Annotated in this window: 13 protein-coding genes; 8 read left to right on the plus strand and 5 right to left on the minus strand. The window is 65.6% G+C overall.

Annotated elements, in window-relative coordinates; all coding sequences use genetic code 11:
• Positions 1 to 58: 58 nt before the first annotated feature.
• A complete protein-coding gene (gene purL, locus EJI01_RS00815; protein WP_260602293.1) occupies positions 59 to 4,069 on the plus strand; it encodes a phosphoribosylformylglycinamidine synthase in 4,011 nt (1,336 codons plus the stop codon).
• Positions 4,070 to 4,212: 143 nt separating this feature from the next.
• Here purL and EJI01_RS00820 read toward each other — a convergent pair whose 3' ends face one another.
• The 5 genes from EJI01_RS00820 to EJI01_RS00840 are packed head-to-tail and all read right to left on the minus strand — an operon-like array spanning position 4,213 to position 7,759.
• Positions 4,213 to 4,995 (minus strand): peptidylprolyl isomerase, encoded by a 783-nt coding sequence (locus EJI01_RS00820; protein ID WP_126835214.1) that lies wholly within the window; start codon positions 4,993 to 4,995, stop codon positions 4,213 to 4,215.
• 47 nt (positions 4,996 to 5,042) lie between these two features.
• On the minus strand, positions 5,043 to 5,306 hold the full coding sequence (locus EJI01_RS00825) for a BolA family protein (protein ID WP_126835215.1): 264 nt from the start codon (positions 5,304 to 5,306) through the stop codon (positions 5,043 to 5,045).
• Entirely contained in the window at positions 5,303 to 5,842 is a 540-nt protein-coding gene (locus EJI01_RS00830) for a septation protein A (RefSeq protein WP_126835216.1), read from the minus strand. The genes EJI01_RS00825 and EJI01_RS00830 overlap by 4 nt, the downstream gene beginning before the upstream one ends.
• Before the next feature lie 22 nt (positions 5,843 to 5,864).
• Positions 5,865 to 6,281, minus strand: a complete 417-nt coding sequence (msrB, locus tag EJI01_RS00835; protein ID WP_126835217.1) for a peptide-methionine (R)-S-oxide reductase MsrB — start codon at positions 6,279 to 6,281, stop codon at positions 5,865 to 5,867.
• Positions 6,278 to 7,759 carry a protein adenylyltransferase SelO gene (locus tag EJI01_RS00840; protein ID WP_126835218.1) on the minus strand — a complete coding sequence of 494 codons (1,482 nt, stop codon included), beginning with the start codon at positions 7,757 to 7,759 and terminating at the stop codon, positions 6,278 to 6,280. The genes msrB and EJI01_RS00840 overlap by 4 nt, the downstream gene beginning before the upstream one ends.
• Positions 7,760 to 7,959: 200 nt before the next feature.
• On the opposite strand from EJI01_RS00840, the gene EJI01_RS00845 reads away from it, so the two are divergent.
• The 7 genes from EJI01_RS00845 to EJI01_RS00875 all read left to right on the plus strand — a co-directional run bounded on the left by EJI01_RS00845 (position 7,960) and on the right by EJI01_RS00875 (position 16,237).
• On the plus strand, positions 7,960 to 9,603 hold the full coding sequence (locus EJI01_RS00845; protein ID WP_126835219.1) for a 3-(methylthio)propionyl-CoA ligase: 1,644 nt from the start codon (positions 7,960 to 7,962) through the stop codon (positions 9,601 to 9,603).
• 41 nt (positions 9,604 to 9,644) lie between these two features.
• Positions 9,645 to 10,889 carry a branched-chain amino acid ABC transporter substrate-binding protein gene (locus tag EJI01_RS00850; protein ID WP_126835220.1) on the plus strand — a complete coding sequence of 415 codons (1,245 nt, stop codon included), beginning with the start codon at positions 9,645 to 9,647 and terminating at the stop codon, positions 10,887 to 10,889.
• 165 nt (positions 10,890 to 11,054) lie between these two features.
• On the plus strand, positions 11,055 to 12,293 hold the full coding sequence (locus EJI01_RS00855) for a branched-chain amino acid ABC transporter substrate-binding protein (RefSeq protein WP_126835221.1): 1,239 nt from the start codon (positions 11,055 to 11,057) through the stop codon (positions 12,291 to 12,293).
• Positions 12,294 to 12,375: 82 nt separating this feature from the next.
• Positions 12,376 to 13,329 carry a branched-chain amino acid ABC transporter permease gene (locus EJI01_RS00860; RefSeq protein ID WP_126835222.1) on the plus strand — a complete coding sequence of 318 codons (954 nt, stop codon included), beginning with the start codon at positions 12,376 to 12,378 and terminating at the stop codon, positions 13,327 to 13,329.
• Between the two features lies 1 nt (position 13,330).
• Positions 13,331 to 14,692, plus strand: a complete 1,362-nt coding sequence (locus EJI01_RS00865) for a branched-chain amino acid ABC transporter permease (protein WP_126835223.1) — start codon at positions 13,331 to 13,333, stop codon at positions 14,690 to 14,692.
• A 58-nt stretch (positions 14,693 to 14,750) separates the two neighbouring features.
• Complete coding sequence (locus EJI01_RS00870) at positions 14,751 to 15,536, plus strand: ABC transporter ATP-binding protein (protein WP_126835224.1); 786 nt, start codon at positions 14,751 to 14,753, stop codon at positions 15,534 to 15,536.
• Positions 15,537 to 15,541: 5 nt separating this feature from the next.
• A complete protein-coding gene (locus tag EJI01_RS00875) occupies positions 15,542 to 16,237 on the plus strand; it encodes an ABC transporter ATP-binding protein (protein ID WP_126835225.1) in 696 nt (231 codons plus the stop codon).
• The last annotated feature ends 14 nt before the right edge of the window (positions 16,238 to 16,251 follow it).

Below are 16,251 nucleotides of genomic sequence, written 5' to 3' on the forward strand. Positions count from 1 at the left end.
CCTCCTTCTCTTGATTCTCAAACGCGGCCGCCCGGCCGATCCGACCGTGACGTTGCCCGTGAACCCGTCTTCCCATTCCGTCGCCCCGGTGGTGACCTTCTTCGAGGGCGGCAGTGCGCTCAGCGATTTCAGGGCGCGGCAGCTGTTGCCCCGCCTCGCAGCCATCGAGCCGCGTCTCGATGGCATTTCCGCGCGTTTCGTGCACCTGGTCGTGACGGATGCGGCACTCGAGCCTGCCGAGCGCGAGCGCTTCGCCGCGCTGCTGGATTACGGCGAGCCCTTCGTGGCGCCCTCCAAGGCCGGGCCGACGGTCGTCGTCACGCCGCGGCTGGGGACCGTATCGCCCTGGGCCTCCAAGGCGACCGACATCGCCCATAACTGCGGCCTGGCGCTGCGCCGGGTCGAGCGCGTGACCCAGTACCACCTGGTGCTGAAGGCGCCGCTGCTGGGAAAGGCGCCCGCGCTGGAAGGCGACAAGCTCGCCGCGGTCGCGGCACTGCTGCACGATCGCATGACCGAATCGGTGCTGGCCGAGCTCGATCAGGCTGCCAGCCTGTTCGCCGAGCTGCCGGCCCAGCCGATGGCGCAGGTCGACGTGCAGGGGGGCGGCCGCGCCGCGTTGGTCGCGGCCAACAAGAGCTTCGGCCTTGCGCTGGCCGAGGACGAGATCGACTACCTGGTCGAGGCCTTCACCCGGCTCGGCCGCAACCCGAGCGATGTCGAGCTGATGATGTTCGCGCAGGCCAACAGCGAGCACTGCCGCCACAAGATCTTCAACGCCGACTTCATCGTCGATGGCGTGGCGCAGCCCCAGAGCCTGTTCTCGATGATTCGCCATACGGAGCGCCAGAACCCGCAGCACACGGTGGTGGCCTATGCCGACAACGCGTCCATCATGGAGGGCACGCAGGTCGAGCGCTTCGTGGCCGGCTCGGCCTCGGGCAGCTATCAGAAGCAAAGCGCGCTGAGCCACGTGTTGATGAAGGTCGAGACGCACAACCATCCGACTGCGATCTCGCCCTTTCCGGGCGCCTCGACCGGCGCCGGCGGCGAGATCCGCGACGAGGGCGCCACCGGCCGCGGCTCCAAGCCAAAGGCCGGGTTGACCGGCTTCACGGTATCGAAGCTCTGGCCTGCGGAAGGCAGCTACGGCAAGCCCGGGCACATTGCGAGTCCGCTGCAGATCATGACCGAGGGTCCGTTGGGCGGCGCCGCATTCAACAACGAGTTCGGCCGACCCAACCTCCTGGGCTATTTCCGCGAGTACGAGCAGGCGATCGAGAGCGACGCCGACACCGTGCAGCGCGGCTACCACAAGCCGATCATGATCGCGGGCGGCCTCGGCAGCATCGACGCGGCGCAGACGAAGAAGATCCACTTCCCCGAGGGCTCGCTGCTGATCCAGCTCGGCGGCCCCGGCATGCGCATCGGCATGGGCGGCAGCGCCGCGAGCTCGATGGCGACCGGCGCCAACGCGGCCGAGCTGGACTTCGATTCGGTGCAGCGCGGCAACCCCGAGATCGAGCGCCGCGCGCAGGAGGTCATCAACCACTGCTGGCAGCAGGGCGCCGCGAACCCGATCCTCGCGATTCACGACGTGGGCGCGGGCGGCCTGAGCAATGCCTTCCCCGAGCTCACCAACGACGCCGGACGCGGCGCGCTCTTCGACCTGCGCGCCGTGCCGCTCGAAGAGTCGGGCATGGCGCCGAAGGAGATCTGGTGCAACGAAAGCCAGGAGCGCTATGTGCTCGCGATCGCGCCGGAATCCTTGGACCAGTTCCGCGCGTTCTGCGAACGGGAGCGCTGTCCTTTTGCCGTGGTCGGCGTGGCGACGCAGGAGCGGCAGCTGGTCGTGGCGGACGACGGCGCGCCGCCCGTCGACATGCCGATGGACGTGCTGCTCGGCAAGCCCCCCAAGATGCTGCGCGACGTGAAAACCGTCGCGCGCAGTTTCAAGCCGCTCGACCTCAACGGTGTCGATCTGCAGAAGGCCGCGATCGACGTGTTGTCGCATCCCACGGTCGCTTCGAAGCGCTTCCTCATCACCATCGGTGACCGTACCGTCGGCGGCCTGAGCCACCGTGACCAGATGGTCGGCCCCTGGCAGGTGCCGGTGGCCGACTGCGCCGTGACCCTGGCCGACTACCGGGGCTTCGCAGGCGAGGCCATGAGCATGGGCGAGCGCACGCCGCTGGCGGCCATCGACGCGCCGGCTTCGGGCCGCATGGCAGTCGGGGAAGCCATCACCAACCTGCTGGCGGCGCCGATCGAGCTGTCGAGCGTCAAGCTTTCCGCCAACTGGATGGCGGCCTGCGGCGAGCCGGGCGAGGACGCGGCGCTCTACGAAACCGTCAAGGCGGTGGGCCTCGAACTGTGCCCGGCGCTCGGCGTCTCGATCCCGGTCGGCAAGGATTCGCTGTCGATGCGCACCCAATGGCAGGACGAGGGCGCGCAGAAGAAAGTCACCTCGCCTGTGAGTCTGATCGTGAGCGCCTTCGCCACGCTCGCCGACGTGCGCGGCACGCTCACGCCGCAGCTCGACGCCACCGAGGCCGACACCACGCTGGTGCTGGTCGACCTCGGCCGCGGCAAGCAGCGCATGGCCGGCAGCATCCTGGCGCAGACGCTGGCGCAGAGCGGCGACACGGTGCCCGACCTCGACGATCCGCAAGACCTGGTTAAGCTGGCGGCGGCCGTGAACGCGCTGCGCGCCGAGGGCAAGATCCTCGCGATGCACGACCGCAGCGACGGCGGCCTGTTCGCCGCCGCCTGCGAGATGGCCTTTGCCGGCCATGTGGGCGTGGCGCTCAACGTCGACTTGCTCGTGACCGAAGGCGACGGCATCAGCGACAGCCGCGCCGAGTATGGCGATGCGAAGAACTGGGCCGGCCAGGTCAGTGCGCGGCGCGAAGAGCTGACGCTCAAGGCGCTCTTCAACGAAGAGCTCGGCATGCTGCTGCAGGTGCGCACCGCCGAGCGCAACGAGGTCATGCAGACCTTGCGCGCGCACGGCCTCAGCGCCCACAGCCATTTCGTCGGCAAGACCCGGCCCGCCGCTTCTCCCATGGATGCGGGCAAGGGCAAGCTCGAAGTCTGGCGCGATGCCAAGGCCGTCTTCAGCGCCAGCCTGCACGACCTGCACCAGGTGTGGGACGCGGTCAGCTGGAAGATCTGCCGCGAGCGCGACAACCCGGCCTGCGCCGATGCCGAGCATGCGGCCGCCGGCGAGCCGCAGGACCCTGGCGTCCATGTGCTGCTGGCGCCGGGCGCCGAAGAGAACGTGGCCGCGCCTTTCCTGAACCTGGCCCGTCCGAAGGTTGCGATCCTGCGCGAGCAGGGCGTCAACTCCCATGTCGAGATGGCTTACGCCTTCAACGAGGCAGGCTTCGAGAGTTTCGATGTCCACATGACCGACCTGCAGACGGGCAGGGCGGACCTCGCGGATTTCAGGGGCGTGGTCGCTTGCGGCGGCTTCAGCTACGGCGACACGCTGGGGGCGGGCATCGGCTGGGCGCGCAGCATCACCTTCAACCCGAAGCTGGCCGAGCAGTTCAAGAGCTTCTTCGGGCGCCGCGACACCTTCGGCCTCGGCGTCTGCAATGGCTGCCAGATGTTTGCAGAGCTGGCCGACATCATCCCGGGCGCGGAAGCCTGGCCGCGTTTCACCACCAACCAGAGCGAGCGCTTCGAGGCGCGTCTGGCCATGGTCGAGGTGCTCGAATCGCCGAGCCTGTTCTTCGCCGGCATGGCGGGCAGCCGCCTGCCGATCGCGGTCGCACATGGCGAGGGGTACGCCAACTTCAAGCACCGCGGCAGTGCCAGCAAAGCCATCGCCGCGATGCGCTTCGTCGACAACCACGGCGAGCCGACCGAGCGCTACCCCTTCAATCCCAACGGCAGCGCCGGCGGCCTGACCGCGGTGACCACCGCCGACGGCCGCTTCACCGCGCTGATGCCGCACCCGGAGCGCGTTTTCCGCAACGTCCAGTTGAGCTGGACTTCGGGCGACAAGAGCGCGCTGAGCCCTTGGATGCGCATCTGGCGCAACGCCCGTAGGTGGGTCGGTTGAGGAGCCCACCCCCGTTGCTTGCTCACTGCGTGTAGCCGCCTCCCCCTCAAGGGGGCGACACCCGGCGGCCCGGCAAAGCCGGTTCCGCGGTGTCCCTGGAACAAAAAAGCGGCCCGCGGGCCGCTTTTTTAACGAGGCTTCGATTACTCCACCTTTGCCTTAGCGCGCAGTTCTTCCTGGTACTTCTGCAAACGCTGCTGCTGCAGCTGCTGCACGATCTGCGGCTTGACCTCTTCGACCTTCGGCAACTGCGCCTGGCGGATGTCGTCGACTCGGATGATGTGATAGCCGAACTGCGACTTGACCGGAGCGGACGTCGTCTCGCCCTTCTTGAGCTTGATCATCGCTTCCGAGAATTCGGGCACGAAACTCGCCGGCGCGGCCCAGTCGAGGTCGCCGCCGTTGGCGCCGGACCCCGGGTCTTTGCTCTGCTTCTTGGCGATGTCCTCGAACTTCTGGCCCTTCTTGAGGTCGGCCAGGATCTTCTGCGCCTGCTCTTCCTTCTCGACCAGGATGTGGCGCGCCTTGTATTCCTTGCCGCCGTTGGCTGCGACGAACTTGTCGTACTCGGCCTGCACGTCGGCATCCGACACGGCGTTCGCCTTGCGATAGTTTTCGAACAGCTGGCGGATCAGGATGGCCTGGCGCGCGAGTTCGAGCTGGTTCTTGTAGTCGTCGGTGCCGTCCAGGCCCTGCTTCTGGGCTTCCTGCATGAAGATCTCGCGGGCGACCACTTCTTCGCGCAGCTGGCCCTGCATTTCCGGCGTGACCGGACGGCCGGCCGCGGCGAGCTGCTGGGCCAGCACGTCCATGCGCGCCTTGGGCACCGGCTTGCCGTTGACGATGGCCGCGTTCTGGGCGAATGCGGCGGGAATGGCGCCCAGAAGGGCGGCGGCTGCGACGGCCTGCAGGAGTTGTTTCTTCATAAGGGGAGGATACTTTTGCCGCCCTGGCAGGCGGGAATCAAAGCGCTTCAAAGCGTCTCGATGGCGATGGCGTGAAGGCCTTGTGCGATGAAAAGTTGCAGCGAATCATACACAAGCCGATGGCGCGCTACGCGGGCTTTTCCGGCGAACAGGGGCGAGGCGATGCGCACGCGGAAATGGGTGCCGTAGCCCTCGGGGCCGGCGCCTGCATGGCCGGCATGCGCAGCGCTTTCGTCGATTACCTCGAGTACCGTGGGTTGCAAGGTGTTACGCAAGCGGGCCTCGAGGTCCGCAGAGGTCGGAAGGCTCATGCTGCAGGCTTGTCGGACTTGAGGTGGGGCGAGATGTAGAGCCCTTGCGCCACCAGGAAAACGATCGGGAAGGCATAGCCCCAGAGCTTGAAATTGACCCAGGCCTCGGTGCTGAAATACGCGGCCACATAGCCATTGATCGCGGCCATGAACACGCAGTAGGCGATCCACGCGATGTTGAGCCGGCCCCAGATCGGAAGCGGCAGCTCCAGCTGCGCGCCGAGCAGCATCTTGAGAAAGTTCTTCTTGAAGATCCAGAGCGCGACGGCCAGCGCCAGCGCCATCGCGCCGTAGAGCACCGTCGGCTTCCACTTGATGAAGCGATCGTCGTGCAGGAGCAGCGTGAGCGAGCCGAACAGCAGGATCAGCACCAGCGTGGCCTTCTGCATCGGCGCCAGGCGGCGCTCGTTGAACCAGACGATGCCCGTCTGCAGCACCGTGGCCGCCATCAGCACGCCGGTGGCGGTGTAGATGTCGTAGAGCTTGAACGCGCCGAAGAACAGCAGGATCGGAAAGAAGTCGAGAAGCAGTTTCATGTTGTTTCGTCTGCGTCACGCGTCACGCGTCGCGCTTGCGGAAGTCCAGCGAGGCCGAGTTCATGCAGTAGCGCAGGCCGGTTTCCGTGGGACCGTCGGGGAACACGTGGCCCAGGTGGGCGCCGCAATTGGCACACACATTTTCGGTGCGAACCATGCCGTGCGAGCGGTCGACGATGTTCTTGATGGCGCCCGGCACCGCTTCCTGCGAGAAGCTGGGCCAGCCGCAGCCGGCGTCGAACTTGGTGGCGGATTCGAACAGCTTGGCGCCGCAGCAGATGCAGTGGTAGCTGCCGTCTTCCCAGTGGGCTTCGTACTTGCCGGTGAACGGGCGCTCGGTGGCGGCGTGGCGCGTCACCTCGAAGGCGCCGCGCTCGGCGCCTTTTTCGGCCAGGATGGCTTTCCATTCGGCTTCTGTTTTCTGAATGGGTGTGGTCATGATGAGCAGCTGATTTCGATCGTGGAAGCCCAGTCGGGCGGGAAGCCGGCATAGGCCTCGTGGCCGGCATGGTCTTCAAATGGGGTTTCGAGCAGCTTCAGCAAGGTGGCGACGCCCGCGAAGTCTTTTTGCTGCGCCGATTCGATCGCCTGCTGGCCGAGGTGGTTCCGCAGCACGAACTTGGGGTTGCTCCTGCGCATCAGGTCGGCGGCCTGCGCTGCCGGCGTCTGCGCATGGCGCTCGGCAAAGGATAGCAGCCAGGTGTCGAAGCCGGCGCGGTCGAGGAACAGGTCGCGCACCGCCTCGGAACTGCCGCCGGCCATGTGATCGGACAGGCGGCGCCAGAAGATCGTGTAGTCGACCTTTTCCTGTGCCAGCAGCTTGAGCACGCCCTCGATCAGGGCGCGGTCGGCCGGCGCCGAATCGATCAAGCCGAGCTTGGACCGCATGCGCGCCTCGAACGCGCTCGGGAACACCGTCTTGTACGACTCCAGCGCGGCGACCGCGATCTCCTGGTCGCCGATCAGCGGCAGCAGCGCCTGGGCCAGGCAGAAGAGGTTCCAGTACGCGACATTGGGCTGCTGGTTGTAGGCATAGCGGCCGGCGGTGTCGCTGTGGTTGCAGATGTGGCGCGGATCGAAGCCGTCGAGAAACTGGAAGGGCCCGTAGTCGATGGTGAGCCCGAGGATGCTCATGTTGTCGGTGTTCATCACGCCGTGGCAGAAGCCGACTGCCTGCCATTGAGCCAGGAGCGCCGCGGTGCGCTCGCTCACCGCTTCGAGCAGGGCGGCGTAGGCGTTGCCGTTGAAGCGATCGGTCGTGCGGCAGGCGGGGTAGTAGCGGTCGATGACGTAGTCGGCCAGCGCGCGCAGTTCCTCGTCCTGCTGGTTGGCCGCGAAATGCTCGAAGTGGCCGAAGCGGATGAAGCTCGGCGACACGCGCGTCACGACGGCGGCGGTTTCGAGTTCTTCGCGGCGGATTCGCGCGTCCGAACCGGTCACGCACAGCGCGCGGGTCGTCGGGACGCCGAGCGCATGCATCGCTTCGCTGCAGAGGAATTCGCGGATGCTCGATCGCAGCACCGCGCGGCCGTCGCCCATGCGCGAATAGGGCGTGCGACCCGAGCCCTTGAGCTGCAACTCGAAGCCGCGCTCGGTCTCGCCCAGCATGATCGCGCGGCCGTCGCCCAGCTGTCCGGCCCAGACGCCGAACTGGTGGCCGCTGTACACGCTGGCGTAGGAGCGCGAGCCGGCGACCGGCACATTGCCGGTGAAGGCGGCCAGTCCTTCGGCCGAATGCAGCCAGGCCTCGTCCAGTCCGAGTTCGCGCGCCAGCGCCGCGCTGCGGCCGACCCAGTAGGGCTCGGGCAGCGGGGTGGGGCGGAGTTCGGTGAAGAAGGCCGGGCCCAGTGCGGAAAAGCCCGGGGTCCAGTCGAGGCCCAGGTCGACGATGTCCGCCTCGTCTGCAAGCATGGTCATGCGCCGATTGTCCCGCAGGCGACTAAACCCCTGGCCGCAGGGGCCATGCGCGCCATCGGCCTCATGCGGCGCCGGCTTGCACGGATCGCACTGCGGGTTTCTGTCATTGTGTGATCGGCCGAAGATTGAATGAATCGCGAACCGGGCGGGCACGAAAGCCCGCGAAATTTTTCGGACGTTACTTGAAAAGGAGCTTACAGATGCTGGGTTTGATGCAGGACCAACCGTTGCTGATCTCGTCGCTGATCGAGTTCGCCGAGCGCCACAACGGCGACGCCGAGATCGTCTCGCGGCGGGTCGAAGGCGACATCCATCGCAGCACCTGGCGCCAGATCGCGTCCCGCGCGCGACAGGTCGCCAACGCGCTGGACCTCGAGCAACTGCTTTTTTCCGATCGCATCGCCACGCTGGCCTGGAATGGCTACCGCCATCTGGAGCTCTACTACGGCGTGAGCGGCAGCGGCCGCGTGCTGCACACCATCAATCCGCGCCTGCATCCCGACCAGATCGCCTGGATCGCGAACCATGCCGAAGACCAGGTCCTGTGCTTCGATCTCACGTTCCTCCCGCTGATCCAGGCCGTGCACGCCAAGTGCCCCACCATCAGAAAGTGGATTGCGCTGTGCGATGCCGACAAGCTCCCTGTCGACAGCGGCATCCCCAACCTGGTGAGCTACGAGGCCTGGGTGGAGCCCCATACCGACACCTACGCCTGGCCCAGCTTCGACGAAAACTCGGCCTCGAGCATGTGCTACACGAGCGGCACGACGGGCAACCCCAAGGCCGCGCTCTTCAGCCATCGCTCGACCTTGCTGCATGCATATGCGGCCGCGCTGCCGGACGTGATGAACCTGTCGGCGCGCGATTCGGTGCTGCCGGTGGTGCCGATGTTCCATGTCAACGCCTGGGGCATTCCGTACTCGGCCGCGCTGACCGGCGCCAAGCTGGTGTTCCCGGGGCCGGCGCTCGACGGCAAGTCGGTGTTCGAGCTGATCGAATCCGAACGCGTCAGCTTTGCCGCCGGCGTGCCCACCGTCTGGCAGATGATGCTGGGCCACATGCAGGCCAACGAGCTCAAGTTCTCGACGCTGAAGCGCACCGTGATCGGCGGCTCAGCCTGTCCGCCGGCCATGATCAACGCCTTCCAGCAGCAGTACGGCGTCGAGGTGCTGCATGCGTGGGGCATGACCGAGATGTCGCCGCTCGGCACGCTGTGCACCTTGAAGAACAAGCACCTCACGCAGTCGCCCGAGCAGCAGACGGCCATTCGCATGAAGCAGGGCCGCGCGATCTACGGCGTCGACATGAAGATCGTCGACGGCAACGGCCGTGATCTGCCCTGGGACGGCAAGACCTCGGGCGACCTGCTGGTCAAGGGGCCGTGGGTGGTCAAGGAGTATTTCAAGGGCGAGGGCGGCGACCCGCTGCAGCCCGACGAGCAGGGGCGCGGCTGGTTTCCCACCGGCGACGTGGCGACCATCGACGCCGACGGCTACCTGCAGATCACCGACCGCAGCAAGGACGTGATCAAGTCCGGCGGCGAATGGATCAGCTCGATCGACATCGAGAACATCGCGGTGGCGCATCCGGCGGTCGCGATGGCGGCCTGCATCGGCGTGGCGCATCCGAAGTGGGACGAACGTCCGATCGTCGCGGTGGTGAAGAAGCCCGGCGCCGAACTCTCGCGCGAGGACCTGCTGGCCTTCTATGTGGGCAAGACGGCCAAGTGGCAGATCCCGGACGACGTGGTCTTCGTCGAGGCGATTCCGATCGGCGCTACCGGCAAGATCCTCAAGACCCGGCTGCGCGAACAGCTGCGCGACTACAAGCTGCCGGACGCCTGAAACGCGATCGGAACGATGTTCAAGACCAACGGAGACAAGACATGAAAGCTGCCATCAAGACCCTCGCCGCGTGCACCATGCTGCTGGGCGCCGCCGCCTCCTTCGCCCAGAAAGGCGAGACGGTGAAGATCGCCTGGATCGATCCGCTGTCGGGCCTGATGGCCGCGGTCGGCACCAACCAGCTCAAGACCTTCCAGCTGCTGGCCGAAGAGTTCAACCGGAAGAACCTGTCCGGCGTGAAGTTCGAGATCATTCCCATCGACAACAAGCTGAGCCCGCAGGAAACCACCAGCGCGCTGCGCTCGGCCATGGACCAGGGCGTGCGCTTCGTGGTGCAGGGCAACGGCTCGGGCGCGGCGCTGGCCATCATCGATGCGCTGGAAAAGCACAACGCGCGCAACCCCGGCAAGGAACTGGTCTACCTAAACTACGCGGCAGTCGACCCCGATCTCACCAACAGCAAGTGCAGCTACTGGCACTTCCGGCTCGACGCCGACACCTCGATGAAGATGGAGGCGCTGACCACCTTCATGAAGGAGCAGCCCGACATCAAGAAGGTCTACCTGCTCAACCAGAACTATGCCCATGGCGTTCAGGTGGCCAAGTTCGCCAAGGAGAACCTGAAGGTCAAGCGGCCGGACGTCGAGATCGTCGGCGAAGACCTGCATCCGCTGGCCCAGGTGCGCGATTTCGCGCCCTACATCGCCAAGATCAAGCAGTCGGGCGCGGACACGGTGATCACCGGCAACTGGGGTTCCGACCTGGCCCTGCTCATCAAGTCGGCCAACGACGCGGGCCTGCTCAACAGCGTCAAGTTCTACACCTACTACGCCTTCGGCAGCGGGGCACCGACCGCCATGGGTGCCGGGGCGGCCGGCAAGGTCTACGTGGTCGGCTACGGCCACTACAACATGGGCGGCGTGATCCAGCCGCTGCAGGCGGAATACAAGAAGAAGTTCAACGACGACATGACGCAGACTTCGATCTACCATGCCTTCGCGCTGCTCGACAACGCCTTCGTCAAGACCAAGTCGACCGAGCCGGTCAAGGTGGCTGCCGCGCTGGAGGGCATGAAGATCAAGAGCTTCAACGGCGAGGTCGAGATGCGCAAGGCCGACCACCAGCTGCAGCAGGGCCTCTTCATCACGCAATGGCAGAAGGCCGGCGGCAAATACCCCTACGACGCGGAGAACACCGGCTACACCATGGCGCCCGTGAAGTACTACGAGGCCTACGTTGCGAGCACGCCGACCAGCTGCCAGATGAAGCGTCCTGCGGCAGGATGAGGGCCCGGATCCTACCGCCGGGTAGCACCACCGAAGTGCGCGCTGTCGCATGGGTGATAGAAACGGGCCCGGCCGCGGATTTCTTACGGGCATTCCCTGACGGGCGTGCATGCAAAGGCTTGTAATCTCGTCCCGCATCGACAGCAGCATGACAGGAGACACAGAATGAAATTCGCTCTGAAATTCGCAACCGCAGCCATCCTCGCCGCCGCCGCCACCGGGGCCCTGGCCCAGAAGGGCGAAACGGTGAAGATCGCCTGGCTCGATCCGCTGTCGGGCCTGATGGCCGCGGTCGGCACCAACCAGCTCAAGACCTATCAATTCCTGGCCGAGGAGTTCAACAAGAAGAACGTCGCCGGCGTCAAGTTCGAGATCATCGGCATCGACAACAAGCTGAGCCCGCAGGAAACCACCAACGCGCTGCGTTCGGCGCAGGACCAGGGCGCCCGCTACGTGCTGCAGGGCAACGGCTCGGGGGCCGCGCTGGCCATCATCGACGCGGTCGAAAAGAACAACGCGCGCAATCCCGGCAAGGAAGTGCTCTACATCAACTACGCGGCGGTCGACCCCGATCTCACCAACAGCAAGTGCAGCTACTGGCACTTCCGGCTCGATGCCGACACCTCGATGAAGATGGAGGCGCTGACCACCTTCATGAAGGATCAGCCGGACGTCAAGAAGGTCTACCTGCTCAACCAGAACTACTCGCATGGCCAGCAGGTGGCCAAGTTCGCCAAGGAGAACCTGAAGGTCAAGCGGCCCGACGTGCAGATCGTCGGCGAAGACCTGCATCCGCTGGCGCAGGTGCGCGATTTCGCCCCCTACGTCGCCAAGATCAAGGCCTCGGGCGCCGATACGGTAATCACCGGGAACTGGGGTTCGGACCTGGCGCTCCTGATCAAGTCGGCCAACGACGCGGGCTTGAACAACGTCAAGTTCTACACCTACTACGGCACGGTGAGCGGCACGCCGACCGCCATGGGCGCGGCCTCGGCCGGCAAGGTGTACCAGGTGGGCTACGGCCACTACAACATGGGTGGCGAGATCCAGCGCCTGGCCGAGGAGTTCAACAAGAAGTTCAACGAGGACCTCTACACCTCGTCGGCCTACACGGCCTTCGTGATGCTGAGCGAGGCCTTCGTCAAGGCCAAGTCGACCGACCCGGTAAAGGTCGCCGCGGCGCTCGAGGGCATGCGCTTCAAGAGCTTCAACGGCGAGGTCGAGATGCGCAAGACCGACCACCAGCTGCAGCAGGGCTTGTTCATCGCCAAGTGGGAGAAGGCGGAGGGCAAGTTCAAGGTGGATGCGGAGAAGACCGGCTATACCTTCGTGCCGGTCAAGTACTACGAGTCGTACGTGGCGAGCACGCCCACCTCCTGCCAGATGAAGCGCCCCAGCCCCTGATGGGTGAGCAGGCCCTGAGAGCGGCGAGGCCCGACTTCAACACTCGGGCCTTTTTCTTTTTCAACGCGTACCCCAAGGAACGATGAACGTCGAATTCTTCGTCATCTCGCTGCTCAACGGCGTCAGCTACGGGCTGCTGTTGTTCATGCTGAGTTCCGGCCTGACGCTGATCTTCAGCATGATGGGCGTGCTCAACTTCGCGCACACCAGCTTCTACATGCTGGGGGCCTACGTGGCCTACACCCTGTCCGGGATCATCGGCTTCTGGCCGGCGCTCTTCATCGCGCCGCTGCTGGTGGGCGCGCTCGGCGCCGGCTTCGAGCGCTACAGCCTGCGGCGCGTGCACAAGTTCGGCCATGTGCCCGAACTGCTCGTGACCTTCGGCCTGTCCTACCTGATCCTCGAGCTGGTGCAGCTGGTCTGGGGCCGCTCGACCGTGCCCTACGGCCTGCCGACGCAGCTGCAGGGCCCGCTCTTCACGCTGTTCGGCACGCAGTTCCCCAAGTCGCGTTCCTTCATCATGCTGGTGGCCTTGCTGATGCTGCTGTCGGTGTGGCTGCTGCTGACGCGCACGCGCATCGGGCTGGTGATCCAGGCGGCGCTGAAGCATCCCGAGATGGTCGAGGCGCTCGGCCACAACGTGCCGCGCGTCTTCATGCTGGTCTTCGGCGGCGGCGCGGCGCTGGCCGGCCTGGCCGGAGTGGTGGGCGGAAACACCTACGTGACCGAGCCCGCCATGGCCGCCTCGGTGGGCTCGATCATCTTCGTGGTGGTGGTGGTGGGCGGCATGGGCTCGCTGGCGGGTGCCTTCCTGGCCTCGCTGCTGATCGGCGTCATCCAGACCTTCGCGGTCGCGATGGACCAGTCGCTGGCCACGGGTCTCCAGGCCGTCGGCGTCGCCGTCACCGAGCAGACCTTCGGCTACGAGCTGCTCAAGCTCACGATCTCGCAGGTGGCGCCGATCCTTCCGTATCTGTTCCTGGTCCTGATCCTGATCTTCAGGCCCAAGGGACTTCTTGGCACGCGGGAGGATTGAGATGAGCACCACACACAAAAGCCTCGAGCAAGTGCAGGTGCCCCCGGTGGCGCCGGCAGGCGCTGCGAAGACCACGCAGTACTACCGCTTCAAGCCCTGGAACGTCGGGCGCTACCTGATCTGGTCGCTGTTCGCGATCGCGCTCATCGTTGCTCCGCTGGTCTTCAAGAGCAGCCTGGCGCTGACCATGCTCTCGCAGATGGGGTATCTCATCGTCATCTGCCTCAGCTACAACATCCTGCTCGGCCAGGGCGGCATGCTGAGCTTCGGCCACGCGGTCTACACCGGACTCGGCTCCTTCATCGCGATCCATGCGATGAACCTGGCGGGCAAGGGCAACTGGCCGATCCCCCTGGTGCTGATCCCCGTGGTCGGCGGCCTCGCCGGCATGTTCTTCGCGATCCTGCTCGGCTTCGTCACGACCAAGAAATCCGGCACCACCTTCGCGATGATCACGCTCGGCATCGGCGAGCTGGTGGCCTCCATGGCGCTGATGTTCCCCGGCTTCTTCGGCGGCGAGGGCGGCGTCACCACCGACCGCGTTTACGGCCGGCCCTTCTTCGGCTTCACCTTCGGCCCGCAGATCCAGGTCTACTACCTGATCGCCGTCTACTGCTTCATCTGTACCGGGTTGATGTATGCCTTCACCGGCACGCCGCTCGGGCGCATCCTGAACGCCGTGCGAGACAACCCCGAGCGCGTGGAGTTCATCGGCTACAACACGCAGCGCGTGCGCTACTTCGCCTTCATCATCGCGGGCTTCTTCGCCGGCGTCGGCGGCGGGCTGGCCGCGATCAACTTCGAAATCGTCAACGCGGCCGACAGCCTGAACGCGATCCGCTCCGGCGGCTACCTGCTGTTCACCTTCCTCGGCGGCGCGGTGTTCTTCTTCGGGCCGATCATCGGCGCGGTGTTGCTGGTGTTCGCCTCGGTGCTGCTGTCCGAGCTGTCCAAGGCCTGGCAGCTCTATTTCGGCCTGGTGTTCGTCTTCATGGTGATGTTCGCGCCGGGCGGCATCGCCAGCCTGGTCATGATGAATCTGCGGGTCGCGAAATTCGGCAAGTTCAACCGCTTCTGGGGCCTCTACGGCGCGCTGCTGCTTGCGGCCGTTCCGGTGGTGGTCGGTGCCGCCGCCCTGATCGAGATGATCTATCACATCCAGCTCAATTCGGCGCTCGGGCCGACGCTCAACTTCTTCGGCGCGGCGCTCGACACCTCGGGCTTCAGCAGCTGGTTCGGCGCGGTCGTGCTCCTCGCCGCCGGCCTCGGAATTCTCGAGGTGGTGCGGCGCCGCTTCGTGCGCGTCTGGGGGCAGGCGCAGGAAGAGATCGAAGCCGAGATCAAGCGCAGGGAGCTGGCATGAGACCCGCCCGGCCGCCCGAAGGGGCTCGCACCGCAGTGCGGAGCACGGAGGTTACCCAATGAGTGTCGTGCAGAAAACCCATGCGCTTGAACTCAAGCGCCTGCGCAAGAACTTCGGCAAGACCGAGATCATTCGCGGCGTCGACCTGGCGGTGGAAGCCGGCGACCGCATCGCCATCATCGGGCCGAACGGCGCGGGCAAGTCCACGCTCTTCAACCTCATCAGCGGGCGGCTCGAACCCACCAGCGGCGAGGTGCTGCTGAACGGCCAGCGCATCGACGGCAAGAAGCCCTACGAGATCAACCGCCTCGGCCTCTCGCGCAGCTTCCAGATCACCAACATCTTCCCCAAGCTCAGCGTGTTCGAGAACCTGCGCTGCGGCGTGCTGTGGAGCCTCGGCTACCGCTACACCTTCCTGCGCTTCCTCTCGAACCTGGACGACGCCAACGAGCGTGCCGAGCAGCTGCTGCGCCAGGTGGGCCTCGAGAGAAAGCGCGACGTGCATGCGGTGAACCTCACCTATGCCGAACAGCGCGCGCTGGAGATCGGCGTCACCATCGCCGGCGGCGCCAGCGTGATCCTGCTCGACGAGCCCACGGCCGGCATGAGCAAGACCGAAACTGCGCACTTCATTGCGCTGATCAAGCAGGTGACGGTCGGCAAGACCCTGCTCACCGTGGAGCACGACATGGGCGTGGTATTCGGCCTGGCCGACAAGATCGCGGTGGTGGTGTACGGCGAAATCATCGCTTTCGACACGCCGGCGGCGGTGCGCGCCAATGCGCGCGTGCAGGAGGCCTACCTGGGCTCCACTGTGGCCGATGCGCAGACCGGAGGACACTGAACAAAATGCTCAAGCTCCAGGACATCCACGCCTACTACGGCAAGAGTCATGTGCTGCATGGCGTTTCGTTCGCGGTCGGGCCCGGCGAGATCGTGGCCTTGCTGGGCCGCAACGGCTCGGGCCGCTCGACCACGGCCAAGGCCATCATGGGCCTGGTGCATGCCGAAGGCGGCCTGCATTGGAAGGAAGAAGACATCCTGCGCCGCAAGGCCTACGAGATTGCCCACATGGGCATCGGCTACGTGCCCGAGAACCGCGACATCTTTCCCAAGCTCACCGTGCACCAGAACCTGATGCTCGGGCAGAAGGGCAAGGGCCGGGACAGCCGCTGGCAGTTCGACGACATGTACAACATGTTCCCGCGCCTCAAGGAGCGCCAGCACACGGAAGCCGGCGTGCTCTCGGGCGGCGAGCAGCAGATGCTCACGCTGTGCCGCACGCTGATGGGCGACCCCGACCTGATCATCATCGACGAACCCACAGAGGGCCTGGCACCCAAGATCGTCGAGCTGGTGGGCCAGTACCTGCGCACGCTCAAGGACAAGGGCATCTCGGTGCTGCTGATCGAGCAGAAGCTGACGATCGCGATGCAGATTTCCGACCGCGCGCTGGTCATGGGCCATGGCAGCATCGTGTTCGACGGCACGCCGGACAGCCTGCGTGCCGATGCGTCCACCCGCAAGGAGTGGCTGGAGGTCTGAATGAAGCTCTCCCC

The sequence above is a fragment of the Variovorax sp. MHTC-1 genome, from assembly GCF_003984645.1.
Lineage (GTDB): Bacteria > Pseudomonadota > Gammaproteobacteria > Burkholderiales > Burkholderiaceae_C > Variovorax.